Annotated in this window: 18 protein-coding genes; 9 read left to right on the top strand and 9 right to left on the bottom strand. The window is 59.8% G+C overall.

All coding sequences use genetic code 11. The annotated features are described in order from the left end of the window. Positions 1-23: 23 nt before the first annotated feature. From ACMVPR_RS09490 to phnC, 9 genes are all read right to left on the bottom strand, one after another. Positions 24-725 (bottom strand): response regulator transcription factor, encoded by a 702-nt coding sequence (locus ACMVPR_RS09490; RefSeq protein ID WP_416882664.1) that lies wholly within the window; start codon positions 723-725, stop codon positions 24-26. Further along, on the bottom strand, positions 722-2,296 hold the full coding sequence (locus ACMVPR_RS09485; protein WP_416882663.1) for a sensor histidine kinase: 1,575 nt from the start codon (positions 2,294-2,296) through the stop codon (positions 722-724). Before ACMVPR_RS09485 ends, ACMVPR_RS09490 begins: the two co-directional genes overlap by 4 nt. Before the next feature lie 112 nt (positions 2,297-2,408). Beyond that, on the bottom strand, positions 2,409-3,257 hold the full coding sequence (locus tag ACMVPR_RS09480) for a delta-class carbonic anhydrase (RefSeq protein WP_416882662.1): 849 nt from the start codon (positions 3,255-3,257) through the stop codon (positions 2,409-2,411). A gap of 215 nt (positions 3,258-3,472) precedes the next feature. Next, positions 3,473-3,799: a hypothetical protein gene (locus tag ACMVPR_RS09475; protein WP_416882661.1), complete on the bottom strand. Its 327-nt coding sequence runs from the start codon at positions 3,797-3,799 to the stop codon at positions 3,473-3,475. 2 nt (positions 3,800-3,801) lie between these two features. Then, on the bottom strand, positions 3,802-4,419 hold the full coding sequence (locus ACMVPR_RS09470; RefSeq protein WP_416882660.1) for a chloramphenicol acetyltransferase: 618 nt from the start codon (positions 4,417-4,419) through the stop codon (positions 3,802-3,804). A 1-nt stretch (position 4,420) separates the two neighbouring features. Next, entirely contained in the window at positions 4,421-5,755 is a 1,335-nt protein-coding gene (phnE, locus tag ACMVPR_RS09465; protein WP_416882659.1) for a phosphonate ABC transporter, permease protein PhnE, read from the bottom strand. 1 nt (position 5,756) lies between these two features. Further along, positions 5,757-6,632, bottom strand: coding sequence for a phosphonate ABC transporter, permease protein PhnE (phnE, locus tag ACMVPR_RS09460; protein ID WP_416882658.1), 876 nt, complete (start codon positions 6,630-6,632; stop codon positions 5,757-5,759). Between the two features lie 108 nt (positions 6,633-6,740). Further along, complete coding sequence (phnD, locus tag ACMVPR_RS09455; protein ID WP_300587546.1) at positions 6,741-7,655, bottom strand: phosphonate ABC transporter substrate-binding protein; 915 nt, start codon at positions 7,653-7,655, stop codon at positions 6,741-6,743. 61 nt (positions 7,656-7,716) lie between these two features. Then, entirely contained in the window at positions 7,717-8,526 is an 810-nt protein-coding gene (phnC, locus tag ACMVPR_RS09450; RefSeq protein ID WP_300587545.1) for a phosphonate ABC transporter ATP-binding protein, read from the bottom strand. Positions 8,527-8,744: 218 nt separating this feature from the next. Between phnC and ACMVPR_RS09445 the strand changes: the two genes are divergently transcribed. The 9 genes from ACMVPR_RS09445 to ACMVPR_RS09405 all read left to right on the top strand — a co-directional run bounded on the left by ACMVPR_RS09445 (position 8,745) and on the right by ACMVPR_RS09405 (position 15,683). Then, positions 8,745-9,044 (top strand): hypothetical protein, encoded by a 300-nt coding sequence (locus ACMVPR_RS09445; RefSeq protein WP_416882657.1) that lies wholly within the window; start codon positions 8,745-8,747, stop codon positions 9,042-9,044. 293 nt (positions 9,045-9,337) lie between these two features. Further along, entirely contained in the window at positions 9,338-10,063 is a 726-nt protein-coding gene (phnF, locus tag ACMVPR_RS09440; protein ID WP_416882656.1) for a phosphonate metabolism transcriptional regulator PhnF, read from the top strand. After that, a complete protein-coding gene (locus ACMVPR_RS09435; RefSeq protein ID WP_416882655.1) occupies positions 10,060-10,503 on the top strand; it encodes a phosphonate C-P lyase system protein PhnG in 444 nt (147 codons plus the stop codon). The genes phnF and ACMVPR_RS09435 overlap by 4 nt, the downstream gene beginning before the upstream one ends. Next, positions 10,503-11,036 (top strand): phosphonate C-P lyase system protein PhnH, encoded by a 534-nt coding sequence (phnH, locus tag ACMVPR_RS09430; RefSeq protein WP_416882654.1) that lies wholly within the window; start codon positions 10,503-10,505, stop codon positions 11,034-11,036. Before ACMVPR_RS09435 ends, phnH begins: the two co-directional genes overlap by 1 nt. Then, entirely contained in the window at positions 11,036-12,100 is a 1,065-nt protein-coding gene (locus tag ACMVPR_RS09425; RefSeq protein ID WP_416882653.1) for a carbon-phosphorus lyase complex subunit PhnI, read from the top strand. The genes phnH and ACMVPR_RS09425 overlap by 1 nt, the downstream gene beginning before the upstream one ends. Beyond that, positions 12,097-13,011, top strand: coding sequence for an alpha-D-ribose 1-methylphosphonate 5-phosphate C-P-lyase PhnJ (locus ACMVPR_RS09420; protein ID WP_416882652.1), 915 nt, complete (start codon positions 12,097-12,099; stop codon positions 13,009-13,011). Before ACMVPR_RS09425 ends, ACMVPR_RS09420 begins: the two co-directional genes overlap by 4 nt. Continuing rightward, positions 13,008-13,805 carry an ATP-binding cassette domain-containing protein gene (locus ACMVPR_RS09415; RefSeq protein ID WP_416882651.1) on the top strand — a complete coding sequence of 266 codons (798 nt, stop codon included), beginning with the start codon at positions 13,008-13,010 and terminating at the stop codon, positions 13,803-13,805. The genes ACMVPR_RS09420 and ACMVPR_RS09415 overlap by 4 nt, the downstream gene beginning before the upstream one ends. Next, positions 13,802-14,521 carry a phosphonate C-P lyase system protein PhnL gene (locus tag ACMVPR_RS09410; protein ID WP_416882650.1) on the top strand — a complete coding sequence of 240 codons (720 nt, stop codon included), beginning with the start codon at positions 13,802-13,804 and terminating at the stop codon, positions 14,519-14,521. The genes ACMVPR_RS09415 and ACMVPR_RS09410 overlap by 4 nt, the downstream gene beginning before the upstream one ends. After that, positions 14,508-15,683, top strand: coding sequence for an alpha-D-ribose 1-methylphosphonate 5-triphosphate diphosphatase (locus ACMVPR_RS09405; RefSeq protein ID WP_416882649.1), 1,176 nt, complete (start codon positions 14,508-14,510; stop codon positions 15,681-15,683). Before ACMVPR_RS09410 ends, ACMVPR_RS09405 begins: the two co-directional genes overlap by 14 nt. Positions 15,684-15,780 lie beyond the last annotated feature (97 nt).

The following is a 15,780-nucleotide window of genomic DNA, read 5'->3' as shown; positions in this document are numbered from 1 at the left end:
ACTGGCCCCTTGACGAGGGCTGGTCAGCGACTGATCAACCCCGGCTCGCTTTCAAGTTCCTGCAGACGGTATCCGCGGCCCCGGACTGTCACGATCATCTTTTCGGCCCCGAAAGCCGCAAGATGCGTCCGAAGGCGTCGGATATAGACATCGACGACATTGGTCAGAGGGTCCTCTACCGTGCCCCAGACATTCTGCAGGATGCGTGCACGGCTGACGACTTTGCCTTTCTCCTTCATCAGAAATTCCAGCAAGGCATATTCCAGCGAAGTCAGATCAAGACGGGTGCCATCAAACGTGACAACAAGTGCGTCGCGGTCAAACCTGAGACCGCCGGACTCCAGGATGTTCGTCGCGATTGCTACATCTGAACGGCGTCCCAAAGCCAACAGGCGCGCATTCAGCTCTTCGAAGGCAAAGGGTTTTGTCATGTAGTCATCGGCACCTGCACCGAACCCTTTGACCAGATCAGCGGTCGTCTCCATTGCGGTCAGCATCAAGATCTTGGTCTTGATCCCTGCGGCGCGCAGTTCACGACAAACGTCGCGCCCCTCCATGCCGGGCAACATCAGGTCCAGAATTATGACATCAAAGGCTTCGCCAAGAGCCCTTTCAAAACCTGCACGGCCATTGTGTTCCCATGACACCTGATGCCCTTCTGCCATCAAACCGCGCAGCACGAAATGTGCGATGCGCTCTTCGTCTTCAATCAACAGGAGCTTCATCGGGTGGCGGGCCCTTGCAAGAGGGGGAACCGCACCTGCAGGTCGGCGCCACCACTGGCACTGTGCTGGACACGGATGGTACCACCATGCGCAAGGGCAATCGACTTTGCGATGGCAAGTCCCAGACCTGTTCCGGCTGGCCGATCCGTGCCTTTGACAAAGCGGTCAAAAATCCGGGGCCAGTCTTTCTCCGGAATGCCGGGGCCGTCGTCGGCAATGCTCAGCACAGCGTTGCTATCTTCGATCACCACGGACACATGGATATTCACGGCATGTTTGGCATGTTCAAGCGCGTTCGAGATCAAGATCCGGACCAGTTGTGCAATGCGGGGCCTTTCCCCGAGGATGACGATCTGCTCTGGCGCGAGGTGCTGTGTGATCACCGCGTCTTTTTGGCCTGACAGGCTTTGCAATTGTTCTATGCCCAAAGACACAGCATGCTTCAGATCGACAGGTGCGGTGCGAAAATCCAGCACACCCGCCATTTCCCGTGCGATCAAGAACAGGTCATCCACCCCTGCGGTCAGTTCATCGGCGATTGAAACAATCGTTTTCAACGCGGATTCCTGCGCTTTTTCGCGCCCGGTTCGCGCACGCAAGGCCACTTCGGCTTCTCCCCTGATCGCGCTGACAGGGGTGCGCAATTCGTGGCCAATATCGGCAAAGAACTGTCGTCGCATCGCATCGTTGGTGCGCAATTCGGCGTTGGCCGCAGATAGCGCAGAGGTCCGATCCGCAACGCGCTGCTCCAACTCGTCGCGGGCGGCTTCAAGCGCTGTCTGTTTGCTCCGGATCTGCTGTGCCATATCGGTAAAACTGCGCGCCACCGCCGAAAGTTCGTCCCGACCAGCCAGATCAATCACGTAGTCCAGGTCGTTGGCCGCATAGGCCTTGGCTCCGGCATCCAATTCACGCAATCCCGTCTGAAAGCGGCGCAGCAGCGTTAGAAAAATCGCAGTCGACAGAAGTACGGCCAACCCGACCGTCATCCAAGCCGTGGTTTCAGCGGTTTCCTGAAATGCGCGAATTTCACGCTGGGCCGCGGCAAGTTCGGCCCGTTGCACGCTCGTTGCGTCCTGGATCAAAGTCGCGATCTCGACATCAACCTGGCCTTGAAGGACCTCAATGGCCATTTTTCGCCCGTCGTCCATCTGCCCGGCGACGATCATGTCAGACGCGGCACGAATGTCGCTCAGGGCCTGCATGACTGCGGTGCGCAAGGCGTTCAGATTCTGCATCGCAATATCGCTTTGCAGACCTGACATCAGAGAGGCCTCTGCAATGAGCGCCTCTTCTATCCTGTCAAGCGTGGCGTGGATGTCTTGCGTCGCCTGTTCAAAGTCGAACGCAAACGTTCCGGGTCCAGAAATCAGATCGCGCCGCGTTTGCTTGAACGTGCGGAAGACATCACCTGAGAGCTGAAAATATCCGGACAGGCTTTCATGGGCGAGATTGGTGCGCAGCTGGTTCTCTTCGTTGCGCTGGGATGAGATGATCAGAAGAAATGCCGCGCCGATTGAAACCGCCCCAAGGGCGATGAACGAAAGAAAGAGTTTGGTGCGAAACAGCATGACACCTTCATAAGACGCCTGCGGTGCGTTGCAATTCGAATCCGGCCCCCTCTGATCGGGAAGGGGGCCGGACCTGCGTTACTCGTTAAACTGACCCACTCGTTACATGCACTTATTCGATGGGAGACAAGAGCTCTGGATTGATTACCAGATTGCGAACACCATGCGCTTTGTCTTCGTCGAAGACGTTGTTCTCAAACCATGTTGCAACGGTTGCGATGTTGACCTTGGCAACCTCGGGCCGGACGCTCCAGGATACCTGCAAGGGCGAACCTGCCTCGTTGTAGCTTGGACCTGTGGTGGACCCTTCGTATTGCACAGGGGTTCCGGTATCAGTCGGGATGTTGATTGCCTGATGCAGTCCATTGACAACGTCATGTGCCGTCAGCGTCACGAAATCGAGTGCGGATTCATCGTTCACCAGCACGTAGACTTGGGTTTCCACACGCAGCTGCGGGTTCATGATTGCTTCGCTCAGGCAGGCTCCAAGGGTCGGGCCAGGGCTGACCTGCGCGGTAGTGTGGACATAGTGGACTTCGATTGTGTCACCGGGAACCAACGGGTGGTCGGCGTCACCGATCACCTGATCAATCGGGGCAAGCTCTGCCTCGGTCAGAGTGCCCGAATACCCGAAGCCCGTGCCATATCCTTTGCCGTCGCCGTTGCCCAGGTACGTGGTGAATTCACCACCCTGATGCTCGGCGCCTGCGTGAAAGTGAATGTTGCAGAGGTTCATTTCGGTGAACGGCGGTGCATCCGCGAACACGCGATCATTTTCGCCCATGGGAGCGTCAATGTTGCGCGGTGCCTGAGGACCAAATCCTTTGCCGTCTGTGTTGGCCGCCAAGGCTGCGCGCTGCTCTGCAATCACGCTGTCCGACACGGTTTCCTGTGCCAAAGCGGCCGAGGCCATTGCAAAAATTGCGGTGGTCGAAAGCAGTCTCATCGATCTCAGTGTCATGATAGCCCCTCAGGTTGTCGCTCGATCGCAACCTAGGGGGCCAGCAGGGCCTGTTGAAGCAACTTAACGGTTCATTCATCGCGCGTTCATTTTCCGTTAATGTTTGGTCGGAATTAAGCGCTTACGCGATCCGCTGTAGCGGTCTACAAGTGTCAATGTCGAAGCAGAGGGGTACCCGGTCCGGTATGGAGGGACGTGGTTCGCCGCAGATCGGGTTACGTCGATGCTGGAGTTGTAAGGTCACTCGGGTCAAACCGCCACTTGCGCGCAATCGAGATTGTTAGATCGAGATCGTGCTGATGCGCGAAGACAAGCAACATTCCCAGCGCATCTGCCACTTCGTCTGAAAGCGCTTGCTGCAACTCGTGTTGACTAAGCCCCTTGTCCCGGCCGCGCCCGGTCTTGGTGTTCCAAACCTGCGTAAGTTCGCCGATCTCTTCCTGCAGTTTGAGCATGACCCAGTCCGGATCTCGTTCAAGCCCATGCAGTTCGCAATATTTGAGCGATGCGGAGTCGAACCGCTTCTGCAATTCCTTCAGCATGGTCAGCCCCCGAACCGTTCCAGGAACTCTTCCGCGCGGAGCGTGCGGAAATCATCCAAGGCCATGCGCAGCGCGTCATGGGGCCAGTCCCACCATGCAAGTGCGATCAGGCGCTCGGCGATCTCGGGCGGTTGACGGTCACGTATGACCCGCGCCGGGGTTCCGGCGACGATAGTGTAGGGGGCGACGTCCTTGGTGACGATGGAGCCACTGGCCACGACTGCGCCATGTCCCAGAGTGACCTCGGGTTTGATCATCGCGCCGTGGCCGATCCATGTGTCATGGCCGATCACCGCGCGCCGGGACCTGCGGTGATTGAGGAAATCCTCGTCCGGGCGGGCATCGTCCCAGTAATCCTGCGATCGGTAGAGGAAGTGGTGACAAGCCGCCGTTTCCAGTGGGTGGTCCGTGGCCCCGATCCGTACGAAGCTCGCGATATTGGCGAATTTGCCCACATCCGCATTGGCAATGTCGCCATATCGGTCGCAATAGCTGTAATCGCCTATATGACTGTTGGTGATCCGGCTGCCCAACCCGATTTCGGTATAGGCGCCGAAGGTGCTGTCGGTCAGGGTGCACCCCTCATGAACGAAGGGGGCGTCATGCTTGAGGCGGGCCATATCAGTCCTTGCGACCAATCAGTTTGCCGCGCAGCCAACCCGAGAACCAGTCCATCGCGATGACCATGAGGATCACCAGCACGATGTAGTAGGACACTTCCTCCCAATCCTTTTGGGTCTGGATGGCCTGAGTGATCAGAAGCCCGATCCCGCCCCCCGTGATCGCGCCGATGATGGTGGCAGAGCGGGTGTTCGATTCAAGGAAGTAGAGGATCTGGCTTAGGAGGATCGGCATGATCTGCGGGATCACGCCAAAGCGGTAGCGCTGCAGCGGCTTTGCCCCGGTGGAGGCGACGCCTTCGATCTGCTTTTCATCGACGTTTTCAAGCGCCTCGGAGAAGAGTTTGCCAAAACTGCCACTGTCGGTGATGAGGATCGCCAGAGCACCGGTCAACGGGCCCGGACCAAAGGCGCGCGACAGGACGATGGTCCAGATCAGGGCATCCACACCGCGCACGAAGTCGAAGAAGCGCCGCGCGACCTGACGCGCCAGACGCAACGGGGTGAAGTTCTTGGCAGCGATAAACGCGAGCGGCAGGGCGATCATCGCGGCGCCCATCGTGCCAAGGAAGGCCATCAGCACGGTCTCGCCAAGCGCCCAGACCACGTCCTTGTGTCGCCACATGGCGTTATTCCAGAAATCCTGAACAGCACCGGTGATGTTACTGCGGGTCTCGTCCAGTTGCGGGCCGAACACGATCTGGAAAACGGATTTGTTGTGATAGGGGCTGTCGAGCGTGAACCAGAACAGCTCCCATCCAAAGAAGTAGCGGAACACTTCGGTCTTGGAGCGGGTCATGGTCAGACGCCCCGCATCGGTTCGGATGTCGAGCCGCGCCTTGGAATAGCTGATCCAGTCGGGCAAATCGGCCTCGGGCAGGGACAGGGTCACGCCATCGGTGCGGGACACCTGTGCGGTGATTTCGCCAAAGGTGGGATGCAGGTAAACCGCGCTGTTGTCCGGGCCAAACAGCACGCGGTGTCCATCGGGCAGATCGACCACGGCACCTTCGTCGGTCATCTCGACCCAGTCGGGGGTCATGCCTTCGGGGTAGGCACCTTTGCGTTCACCTTCCTTGGCCACCGTTATGTCGCCCGAGCGGTTGTCGCGGGTGACCTGCGTCTTGTAGCTGTAGCTGTCCGACACAAGCGTCGCCGCATTGTCGAGGCGCATACGGTCGGCAAGACCGGGGACGTCAAAGGCAAAAAAGACGTAAACAAGATATGCCAGGATCAGACCCGGAATGCCGAAATTCTTCAGGCGTTTGCGGGCAAAAATCTTGTCGGCTTCGTCTTTGAGCGTTGAGACTGGCAGGGTGACGGTTGCGTCGGTCATGTCAGTGGCCTCCGGTGCCGATCAGGCGATTGCGGAAATGCGAAGACACCTGATCCACTACCACGATGGTGACAAAAAGCAGGATGAAGATGGCGGCGGCTTCGTCGAATCGGCCCTGTCCCCAGGTCATGGAGTTGCGCAGCTCGTAACCGATGCCGCCAGCGCCCACGAAGCCAAGGATGGCCGAGGCGCGAATGTTGATCTCGAGGCGCAGCAGCGCATAGGACAGGTAATTCGGTGCAACCTGCGGGATCACGCCCAGCATCATGCGCTGCATCCAGTTCGCGCCGACGGAGGCGAGGCCTTCGACCGGCTTGAGGTCGGCGTTTTCATTCACTTCGGAATAGAGCTTGCCCATCGCACCAGCGGTATGGAGCGCGATGGCGACCATTGCAGGCACCGGCCCGCCGCCCATCATGAAGATCAACACCAGCGCGATCACGATCTCGGGGATGGCGCGCAGGATGTCTGAGATACGGCGGAAGACAGGGATCAGGAACGGCCATTTGGCCAGGCCGCGCGTGGACATCAGCGACAGCCCCAGCCCGAAGATGACACCGATCAGCGTGGCTACGGCGGCGATGTTCAGAGTTTCGATCAGCGCGGGCAGGTACTTGACCATCAGGCCCGGCAGGTTGGCGCGCTTTTCCCACGCCTCGGACAGGACGCCCGCTGGAAAATCCAGGATTTGATGCCAGCCATCCCAGAACCCGCCCGCGTTGCGCGCGTCGGCGACGTAGAAGCCCGACACCATCAAGAGCACGAACACGGCAATCGCGATGCCGCTGTACATGCGCTTTTGGCGCGTCAGGGCCATGTAATGCGTCTGGATATCCCCGACGGTTGGCTGAGGGGCATTGAGCGTGGCGTCGATCATGGGAAGAGCCTTTTTCTGGCGCGGATGCCCACCCCCGGATCAAACCGGAGGCAGGCGAAACAAACCGGACCACGCGATGTCGCGTGGCCCGGTCGCAGTTGCGTTAGATCAGTTGTTTACCTGTGCCTGACGGACCGCGATGATGGTCTCGTAGGCGTCATGACCGATCGGCGCGAAACCTGCGGTCTCACCGGCGGCCACGCCATAGGCGCAGGTTTCGTCGGTTTCGTGCAGATTGGCGACCATCTCGACCATCTTGGCTTTCACGTCGTCCGGCAGTGCCTTGCGCAGAACAACCGGGCCTTCCGGGATCGGCTTGGACTTCCAGATTTCGACCAGTTCGTTCATGTCGACGAGGCCGGCATCGACTGCGCGGCGCAGCGCGCCCGAGTTGTAGCCGTCTTCCCAGTTGCCCAGACCATCGGCCCAGGTCACGCCGCCGTCGATGTCGCCGTTGAACACGGCAACGATGGTCTGCTCGTGACCGCCGGTGAACTTGACTTCACCGAAATAGTCGCCGGATTCCATGGTGGCACCGGTGGCCTGCGGGATTTCGACGGAGGGGATCAGGTAGCCCGAAGTCGAGTTCGGATCGCCGAAGCCGAAGACCTTGCCCTGCATGTCTTCGAGAGATGTGATGCCGCTGTCCTTGCGGGCAAAACCGATGGAGTGATACGAGAACGAACCGTCGAGGTTGGTCTTGACGAGCACCGGCTCAACCGCTTCTGCATCTTCGAGGTAGATCGCGGCATAGGACGACGCACCCAGCCATGCCATGTCGAGCGAACCGCCCAGCAGGCCCTGGATCACGCCGTTATAGTCTGCGGGTGCAAACAGACGTGTGGGAACGCCAAGCAGCTCTTCGGTATAGGCGCGCAGGCATTCGTTGTTGTTCAGACGGTCCTGAGCGTTCTCGCCGCCCAGCAGGCCGATGCGGAACTCGGTGATGCCATGGCCCTCTGCAAAAGCAGCGGTGCTCAGAGCGGTCGTGGTCGCAAGCGCAAGTGCGATGGTCTTTTTCATCTGTCTCTCCATTGGGTGTGATGAAAGGCAAAGACCCCGCCTGAGCGGGGTTTCAACTGGGTCAGGCCACCACGAGGGTCGCGTTGGCTCTGTCCAGTGTCTCGATGGCGGTGGATGTGGCGGCTTCCGAGAAGTCCGCCCCCGCGCCGTAGATGTCGCGGGCGACACCGGTCGTCAGTTGGTCGGGGCGCCCGTCAAAAACGATGCGCCCGTCACGCATCCCGATCACCCGGTCGCAATAGCGACGCGCAGTGTCGAGCGTGTGCAGGTTGGCGATGACCATGCGCCCGTCTTCTTCGTGAATGCGGCGAAGGGCGTCCATCACGATCTGGGCGTTCATCGGGTCAAGGCTGGCAATCGGTTCGTCGGCCAGAATGATGCTGGGGTCCTGCATCAGTGCCCGCGCAATGGCGACGCGCTGCTGCTGGCCACCCGATAGCGCCTCGGCGCGTTTTGGGGCCTGTTCTGCGATGCCAAGCCGGTCAAGGATTTCGATCGCCTTGTGGATGTCCTCTTGGGGGTAGAGGTTGAACATTGTCGCAAAAGTCGACCGACGGTTCAGCGTGCCGTGCAGCACGTTCGACACAACGTCCATGCGCGGCACAAGGTTAAACTGCTGGAAAATCATGGCGCAATGGGACTGCCATTCGCGCTTTGCCGCACCTTTGAGTGAGGTGATCTCGCGGCCTTCGAACACGATCTCGCCCGAGGTGGAATCGCTCAGACGGTTGAGCATGCGCAAGAGTGTCGATTTGCCGGCACCCGAGCGTCCGATAATACCGATCATCATCGGTTTTTCGACGGTAAAGGTTGCCGCGTCCACGGCAGTCTTGTCGCCAAACCGCTTGGTCAGTGCCTTGAGTTCGAGCATCGCATCCCCCTGTGTTGACGGGGCTGATAGGCGGTGCTTGCAAAGCTATTGCGACAGTTTTGAATCGAGTTTGCGAAGTTAGGGAAACAGATTTGTGACATGCCTCTTGGCTGTGCAGGACGTGTCAAGGCGCGGCGCGGGGATCACATTTTACGAAATTTTATCCACAGGCCGTCATAAAACTGTTACATCCAGTGCTGCGTTGATAGGGTCATTTCATGAGAACCTTGGTTGCCCTCACGCTCTGCGCCTTCGTCATCGGTCCACGGTCCGAGGCGGCGGCGATATCTGATCTTTTCTGTGATGACAGCGCGCGGCTGGAGAAACAGCTTCTCACGATCCACGGCGCACAAAAATTGGGCCGCGGCATGCGGGGCCCGGATGCTTTGCTTGAAGTGTGGATCGCACCCTCAAGCGGGGATTGGACGCTCGTACAGAACTACGCCAACGGCACCTCGTGTATTGTTGCAATGGGTCAGCATTGGGAATCCATCACATCGAGAGCGGATCCCGCATAGAACTCCGCGCTGTTGAAACGCCGATTTCTTAGGCTCATGAACGCGGCCTCCGCGCATGACGGGACCCAGTTCCCAGCGCATCGGACGACCTGCACCTCTTGCTGATATGATATGGGCGGTCACTGTGCGCGCGTTCCTGCATGCCATACAGCTCGTTCAGCGCTACTTTGTCATTAGAAAGTCATTGGTGGGGCCGCGATGGCACTGTCAGTTCGTCACCGATCTTTGTTGAAGTTGACACATCGCTGTCACAAGGGATCGGCATAACGTGATTCATTCGGATGAATGTTGCTATGAAACGAGATCGTTGGCGCGAAATTCGCGCAACTCTGGAAAAAGAAATCATGGATGGTGTCCTTGAGCCCGGGATGAAGCTCCCGACCGAACCGGAATTGGTGCATATCCACCAAGCCGGACGGCACAGCGTTCGGCGGGCCATCGCGGAGCTTGCCAAGACGGGCCATCTGAGCATCGAGCAGGGGCGAGGGACATTTGTTCAATCGCTGCCAAAGCTGGAATACACCATCGGTCAACGCACGCGTCTGCGGCGCAACATGGCGTCTCAGGGCGTCGATGTCTCGGGCATCATGCTCGGCGTCGACAGGCTCGAGGCCACCGCGCGGATTGCGTCACAGCTCAAGATCGACACCGGCTCAGAGGTGATCGCGACCCGGCGTCTGACGCTGGCAGATGACGTTCCTGTTTCTTTCGGGACGATCTATCACGACGCAAAACGCTTTTCGTCTTACGCCGAACGACGGGAGGCGCTTGGGTCCGTGTCGCAGGTCTACGCGTCCTATGGAATTGAGGATTACGTAAGGGCCAGCACGCAGATGTATGCGCGGCCTGCCAGCGCAGACGAGGCGCGCCAGTTGCGCCAGCATTCCGACATGCCCGTCATCGTCATCAGCGCGGTAGATGCCGAGCTTGATGGTACGCCTTTGGCTTTCAGTGAGGTGATCTGGTCAGCCGCACGCGTGCGGTTCAGCGTTGATACAAGTGGAGATCAAGGATCATGACGGATATGGCGCAGGGATTGCCGGGATGGACACACGAGGCGCAGCTGTCGGTGCTGGCCCGAGCGGATGACATGGCGCTCAAGGCGTTTGCAGAACCGCTCATCGCTGATTTGCCGGACATCGAGGTGATCGAGAACAGAACCGGGCTTGTGATGCTTCCCATGCGGGACACAGCACAGGGCACCCATTTTCACCTGGGCGAGGTTCTGGTGAGCGAGGCGCGCATCGGGGCAGGGGGGCAAGAAGGATACGGCATGCGCCGTGGGCGTGACCTCGAAGCGGCCATGGCCATGGCAATCGTCGACCTCGCGGTAGCACTCGGACACGCGCAGGGCGAATGCCTGTCTTTCCTCGAAGCTTCGTCCAATGCGCAAAAGACGACCGACACTGAAACCCTGCGCCGGGTCGAAGCCACGCGCGTTGATATGGAGACATTCTGATGAGTGTTCATCCCGTCCCGTCCGAATTCGAAGCGCGCACCAATGCCGCCTTTGACGCGATCATGTGGGCTTTTGCCCGTCCGGGACTGATGCGGGACCTTCCGGAAGCAGGCATGTCCCAGATCGTCGAGGCGCTGATCGACAGGGAGTGCTCTGTGCATTGCCAAGATCCCGATCTGGCCGAAATGGCGCGAAGAACCGGCGCGGTGATGGTCTCTCCGGAAGATGCGGACCACATCTTTGTCACAGATGTATCGCGGACATTGCTGGAGCAGGTGCGCTGCGGGTCCGATCTGCATCCCGACGATGGTGCAACGCTGGTGGCTGCAGCCGATCTTTCGACGGGCGCACGCCTGCGTCTGACTGGACCGGGGATCGCGGGTGATGTGATCGTGACGGTCGGCGGATTGCCGGGTGACTTCTGGCCCCGTCGGGCGCGCGCAATGCGGTATCCGATGGGGTTCGAGGTTTTGCTGGTCGACGGTCAGCGTCTGCTTGGCGTGCCGCGCTCCACAACAGTAGAGGTGCTCTGATGGCGTATGTGGCGACACGCGGAGGCGAACGCGCGATTGAGCAGTCCCAGCGCCTGTTCAAGGCCGAGCTAGGAGACATCACGCCCGAGCGTGTGGCCGAGATCCGCAGCGCGATGCCTTATCTTATCGACCGGGTGATGGGTGAAGCGTCGCTTTACGATGAAGACCTCGCAGCGCTGGCTTTGGCGCAAACCGGCGGCGAGCTGTACGAAGCGGTCCTTTTGCTGCGGGCATGGCGGACGACGCAGCCGCGCATCGCGGTCGCCGAACCTGTGACGCAAGATGCGCTGTTTACCCACCGGCGCATTTCGGCCGCGTTCAAGGATATTCCCGGCGGGCAGGTGCTTGGGCCAACGCTGGACTATGCGCACCGCATTCTGGCGACCGAGGTGCTGGACGGTCAGACACACAGCCCTGAACCGGTGGAGCCTGCGGCAAAGCCCGCTCCGGCGAAACAACCGTCCGTTGCTGCGTGGCAGGCCGAGAATGGTCTCCTCAGCGCCGCAGCCCCCGACACCCAGACCGGCAACGACATCCCTGATGTCACTCGTGAACCGCTCTTGTTCCCGGCGAAACGCGCGCACACGCTGCAAAGCCTTGCCCGTGCGGAAACAGGCGGGGTACTGGCGCTGGGCTATGCCGCGCAGCGCGGCTATGGGCAGGCGCATCCGACGGTCAATGAGTTGCGTCTGGCCGAAGCTGAGGTGGTTGTCACCCATCCGCGCGGGACGCAGTTCAGCGCCGGGCGCGTCAAGGTGAGCCAGGCCGAGGTGGTGTCCAAGAAAGGCGAACAGCTTGAACTGGGCTTTTCCGCGACGCTCGGCTGGAACGAGGTCAAGGTGATTGCTGCTGCCACGCTGGACCTGAATTCGAAAGGCGCGCCCAAAGGGTCCGCCACGGAAGAGGAATTCTTCCTCTACCACACTGAAGGCGTGGAAAGCTCCGGCTTCTGCATCCACTTCAAGCTGCCGCATTACGTCACCTTCCAGTCCAGCCTCGATGCGATGCGCGATGCGAAGGCCAAGAAGGCCGCCAAGGAAAAAAGCCCGGAGCCCGCGGAATGACACTTCATGCCCTGACCAAACCGTGGGAGCCAATGTCTTATGGCTTTCTGGATGCCTCGGCCAAGCGTGAAATACGGCGCAAGATGATCAAGGCCATCGCGGTGCCGGGATGCCAGATGCCCTATGCCAGCCGCGAAGTGCCGATGGCGCGGGGGTGGGGCACGGGCGGGCTTCAGGTCTCGCTCACGCTGGTGAACCCGTCGATGCGGGTCAAGGTGATCGACCAAGGGGCAGACGACAGCGTCAACGCCGCGTCCATCAGGCGCTTCATTGCTCGGGTGGCTGGGACGCCGACCACGATGGACACGCTTGATGCGGACCTGATCCAGTCGCGCCACCGCATCCCGGAGGAAGTTCTGCGCGAAGACCAGGTGCTGGTCTTGCAGGTGCCGAACCCGGAACCGTTGCGCCCGGTGCAACCGAATATGTCCATTGCCCGACAGATGCATGCGGATGCGGATTACGGGCGGATGTGGCTCCAGCTTTACGAACAGATCGTCCGGTCCGGTCGGGTGATGCAGGGGGCCAGCTATCCCAGCCTTGTGCATGGGCGGCACGTGATGACACCGTCGCCGATCCCGCGCTGGGACGTGCCCAAGCTGCACATGGCGAAACATCTGACCATCCTGTCGGCGGGACGGGAAAAGCGCATCTTTGCGGTGCCGCCCTATACGCGGGTCGAACCGCTGGTGTTCTCTGACGTGCCTTACAAAGTCGAGGATCATGCAGGTTTGACCTGCCACAGGTCCGGCACACGCGGGTTCTTCATGAATGAAATCCCGCAGGACGACGGCTCTTCGATATTCGAAGTTTCGGACAGCGAATGGGGTGTCAAGGCGATCCGCCGGCGGGATGGCGAAGAGGTCGCGATGGGTGAAACGTGGTACAAGAACGGGACGATGCCGTCATGACGCTTACACTCGACGCACCGCGTATTGTCACGACACACCCGCTATTGCAGGTGCGCAATGTCTCGAAATCCTATGGGTCGGTCAAAGCGCTGCGGGATGTCTCGGCCTTGGCGTACCCCGGCGAAGTGCTGGGGATCGTCGGCGAAAGCGGCTCGGGCAAGTCGACGTTGCTGCGCATGATGAACCTCGAGGAAACGCCGGACACAGGCAGCTATACGCTCGACCTGCCGGATGTGGAGGGCAACTTGTTCGACCTAGACCGGTTTGCGCGCCGGATGCTCTGTGCCACACGGATCGGGATCGTTTACCAGAACCCGCATTTGGGCTTGCTTATGAAGCACTCCTCTTCGGGCAACGTGGCTGAACGGCTGTTGGTGGCGGGCGAACGCAGCTTCGCCGTGCTGCGCGCCAAGGCAACGGCTGCACTTGAAGCGTCCGAGTTTCCGCTTGACCGATTGGATGCGCCGCCCATCGAACTGTCGGGCGGGATGCAGCAGCGGGTGCAATTGGCCAAGGCCATCGCATTGGAGCCTGCACTTTTGCTGCTGGACGAGCCGACCACGGGTCTGGATGTGAGTGTGCAGGCGCTGGTGCTGGACACGTTGAAGCGGCTTCAGCAGGAACGCCGGATCACCATGGTGATCGTCAGTCACGACCTGGGGGTCATCAAGACGCTGGCGGATCGTGTGATGGTGATGAAAGGTGGCGAAGTTGTCGAGGCGGGTCTGGCCGACCAGATCTTCCAGGATCCGCAACATGCCTACACACAACAATTGGTGCATGCAAAGCTATGACCCCGGTTCTGGATATCGAAGGCCTGAGCAAAGGCTTTACCCTGCATCATCTCGGCAACCAGATCGAGGCGTTCAATGACATCTCATTCACCGTCGGAGCAGGGGAATTTGTTCTTCTTAAAGGGGCCAATGGCGCGGGCAAGTCGACCCTGTTGCGGACACTCTACCGGTCCTACCTGCCGCGCGCCGGTGTGATCCGGTTTCATTCCGACCATGGCCCCATCGATCTGGCCCGTGCGGCCGATATCGACATCGCCCATTTGCGACGGACCGAGATTGGGTTTGTCACCCAGTTCCTGCTGGCCCGTCCCCGTGTCAGCGCCGAGGCGATCGTGGCCGAACCTTTGCGGTTGCACGGTATTCCTGCGGACGAAGCCCTGATCCGTGCGCGCGAGGCGCTGGCAACGTTTGGGGTCAAGCAGGATCTATGGAAGGCCTACCCGACTACTTTCTCGGGCGGCGAACAGCAAAAGGTGAACCTTGCGCGGGCGTTGATCCTGCCTCAGAAACTTTTGCTGCTGGACGAGCCGACGGCTTCACTTGACGCGAACGCGCGGGCCGCTTTGGTGTCGCGCCTCGAAGAACTCAAGGCCGCAGGCACCGCGATGATTGGGGTGTTCCATCACCCCGGAGACGTGGAAAAGCTGATCGACCGAGTGGTCGATCTCACACCTGACTTCATCAAGAGCGAGGACCGGATCGATGTGGATCTCTGATGTTACTCTGGTGCTTCCCGACCGTGTGGTGAAACACGCCTCTTTGCGGATCGAAGACGGAAAGATTGCCGAGGTGGTCGAACGCCCTGTGTCCGGCGGTATGACGGGACCAGACCTGACGGTGTATCCCGGATTCATCGACATGCATGGCGACATGATTGAGCTGGAACTTGAACCGCGCGCGCGGGTCGATTTTCCGATGGAGGTCGCGCTGGCCTCTCTGGATGCGCGGCTTGCGGCAGCGGGTGTGACCACGGCCTATGCCGCTGTGTCGTTCTCGCGCGGTGCGCGTGACGGCGAGCGCCGGTCCTATACGCATACCAGCCAGGTCATCCGGCAGCTTCATGCAATGCGCGACACCTGCCGGGTGGATCACAAGATCCACGCAAGGTTCGATATCACCTTCGACAACGCGGTTGGTGTTCTGGAACAGCTGCTCGACGATGGACAGGTCGATCTGGTGTCTCTCATGGATCACACGCCGGGGCAGGGGCAGTACCGGAACCTCGAAGTGCATGTGAAGAACAAGGCGGCACATCACGGGATTTCCGAAACCGAAGCCCGCCAGATGGTGGCCAATGCGATTGCCGTTCGGTCGCGCCCGCAGGAAATCCTCATGGGCAATATTCGCGCCGTTTCTCGCATGTGTGCAGAACATGGGGTAAGCCTTGCGAGCCATGACGATGACACCGTGTCAAAGGCCCATCTGATGGCTGATATGGGAGCCAAGATCGCGGAATTCCCGGTCACTCTCGAAGCCGCACAAGCGGCCGTGGCGAAAGGTTTGATGACGGCGATGGGCGCGCCCAATGCGATGCGGGGACAGAGCTATTCTGGCAATCTGTCTGCGCGGGATCTGCATGCTGCGGGCCTGCTGCACATTCTGGCATCGGATTATCACCCTGGCGCAATGCTCGCGGCGGTTCATGCTTTGGCACCCAGTGATCCGAATGGTCTTGCCGGCGCCGTGCGTCTGGCGTCGATTAACCCGGCCCGTGCGCTTGGTTTGGTAGACCGGGGCGAGTTGACGGTAGGCAAGCGTGCAGACCTGTTTGTGACCGATGGCCGGGGCCGTGTTGCGGTGACCCTTTGTGCGGGTGAGGTTGTTTACAACAACGGGACCTTGGACGTGACGGTGTCCCGCGCACCGGTGTTTGCCTAAGTCAATAAGTGCGAAGTTCAATGAATTGTCATTGGGCAGTGCACTAACTGTTACGTTTGATGCGTAGGGTCGGGCCAAGGAAATTCATTCGGATGAA

Origin of the sequence: Marivita sp., from assembly GCF_048006345.1 — a bacterium.
Taxonomy (GTDB): domain Bacteria; phylum Pseudomonadota; class Alphaproteobacteria; order Rhodobacterales; family Rhodobacteraceae; genus Marivita.
The sequence above is the reverse complement of the archived record's forward strand: the minus strand, read 5'-3'. Positions and strand labels throughout refer to the sequence as shown.

What these genes read in the sequence shown, in the direction of transcription:
- phnE (WP_416882659.1), bottom strand. Translation starts at nt 5,755, where the DNA reads ATGACCGACGCAACCGTCACCCTGCCAGTCTCAACGCTCAAAGACGAA.
- ACMVPR_RS09480 (WP_416882662.1), bottom strand. Translation starts at nt 3,257, where the DNA reads ATGACACTGAGATCGATGAGACTGCTTTCGACCACCGCAATTTTTGCA.
- ACMVPR_RS09485 (WP_416882663.1), bottom strand. Translation starts at nt 2,296, where the DNA reads ATGCTGTTTCGCACCAAACTCTTTCTTTCGTTCATCGCCCTTGGGGCG.
- ACMVPR_RS09405 (WP_416882649.1), top strand. Translation starts at nt 14,508, where the DNA reads ATGTGGATCTCTGATGTTACTCTGGTGCTTCCCGACCGTGTGGTGAAA.
- ACMVPR_RS09470 (WP_416882660.1), bottom strand. Translation starts at nt 4,419, where the DNA reads ATGGCCCGCCTCAAGCATGACGCCCCCTTCGTTCATGAGGGGTGCACC.
- phnC (WP_300587545.1), bottom strand. Translation starts at nt 8,526, where the DNA reads ATGCTCGAACTCAAGGCACTGACCAAGCGGTTTGGCGACAAGACTGCC.
- ACMVPR_RS09490 (WP_416882664.1), bottom strand. Translation starts at nt 725, where the DNA reads ATGAAGCTCCTGTTGATTGAAGACGAAGAGCGCATCGCACATTTCGTG.
- phnF (WP_416882656.1), top strand. Translation starts at nt 9,338, where the DNA reads ATGAAACGAGATCGTTGGCGCGAAATTCGCGCAACTCTGGAAAAAGAA.
- ACMVPR_RS09445 (WP_416882657.1), top strand. Translation starts at nt 8,745, where the DNA reads ATGAGAACCTTGGTTGCCCTCACGCTCTGCGCCTTCGTCATCGGTCCA.
- phnE (WP_416882658.1), bottom strand. Translation starts at nt 6,632, where the DNA reads ATGATCGACGCCACGCTCAATGCCCCTCAGCCAACCGTCGGGGATATC.
- ACMVPR_RS09410 (WP_416882650.1), top strand. Translation starts at nt 13,802, where the DNA reads ATGACCCCGGTTCTGGATATCGAAGGCCTGAGCAAAGGCTTTACCCTG.
- ACMVPR_RS09475 (WP_416882661.1), bottom strand. Translation starts at nt 3,799, where the DNA reads ATGCTGAAGGAATTGCAGAAGCGGTTCGACTCCGCATCGCTCAAATAT.
- phnD (WP_300587546.1), bottom strand. Translation starts at nt 7,655, where the DNA reads ATGAAAAAGACCATCGCACTTGCGCTTGCGACCACGACCGCTCTGAGC.
- ACMVPR_RS09415 (WP_416882651.1), top strand. Translation starts at nt 13,008, where the DNA reads ATGACGCTTACACTCGACGCACCGCGTATTGTCACGACACACCCGCTA.
- ACMVPR_RS09425 (WP_416882653.1), top strand. Translation starts at nt 11,036, where the DNA reads ATGGCGTATGTGGCGACACGCGGAGGCGAACGCGCGATTGAGCAGTCC.
- ACMVPR_RS09420 (WP_416882652.1), top strand. Translation starts at nt 12,097, where the DNA reads ATGACACTTCATGCCCTGACCAAACCGTGGGAGCCAATGTCTTATGGC.
- phnH (WP_416882654.1), top strand. Translation starts at nt 10,503, where the DNA reads ATGAGTGTTCATCCCGTCCCGTCCGAATTCGAAGCGCGCACCAATGCC.
- ACMVPR_RS09435 (WP_416882655.1), top strand. Translation starts at nt 10,060, where the DNA reads ATGACGGATATGGCGCAGGGATTGCCGGGATGGACACACGAGGCGCAG.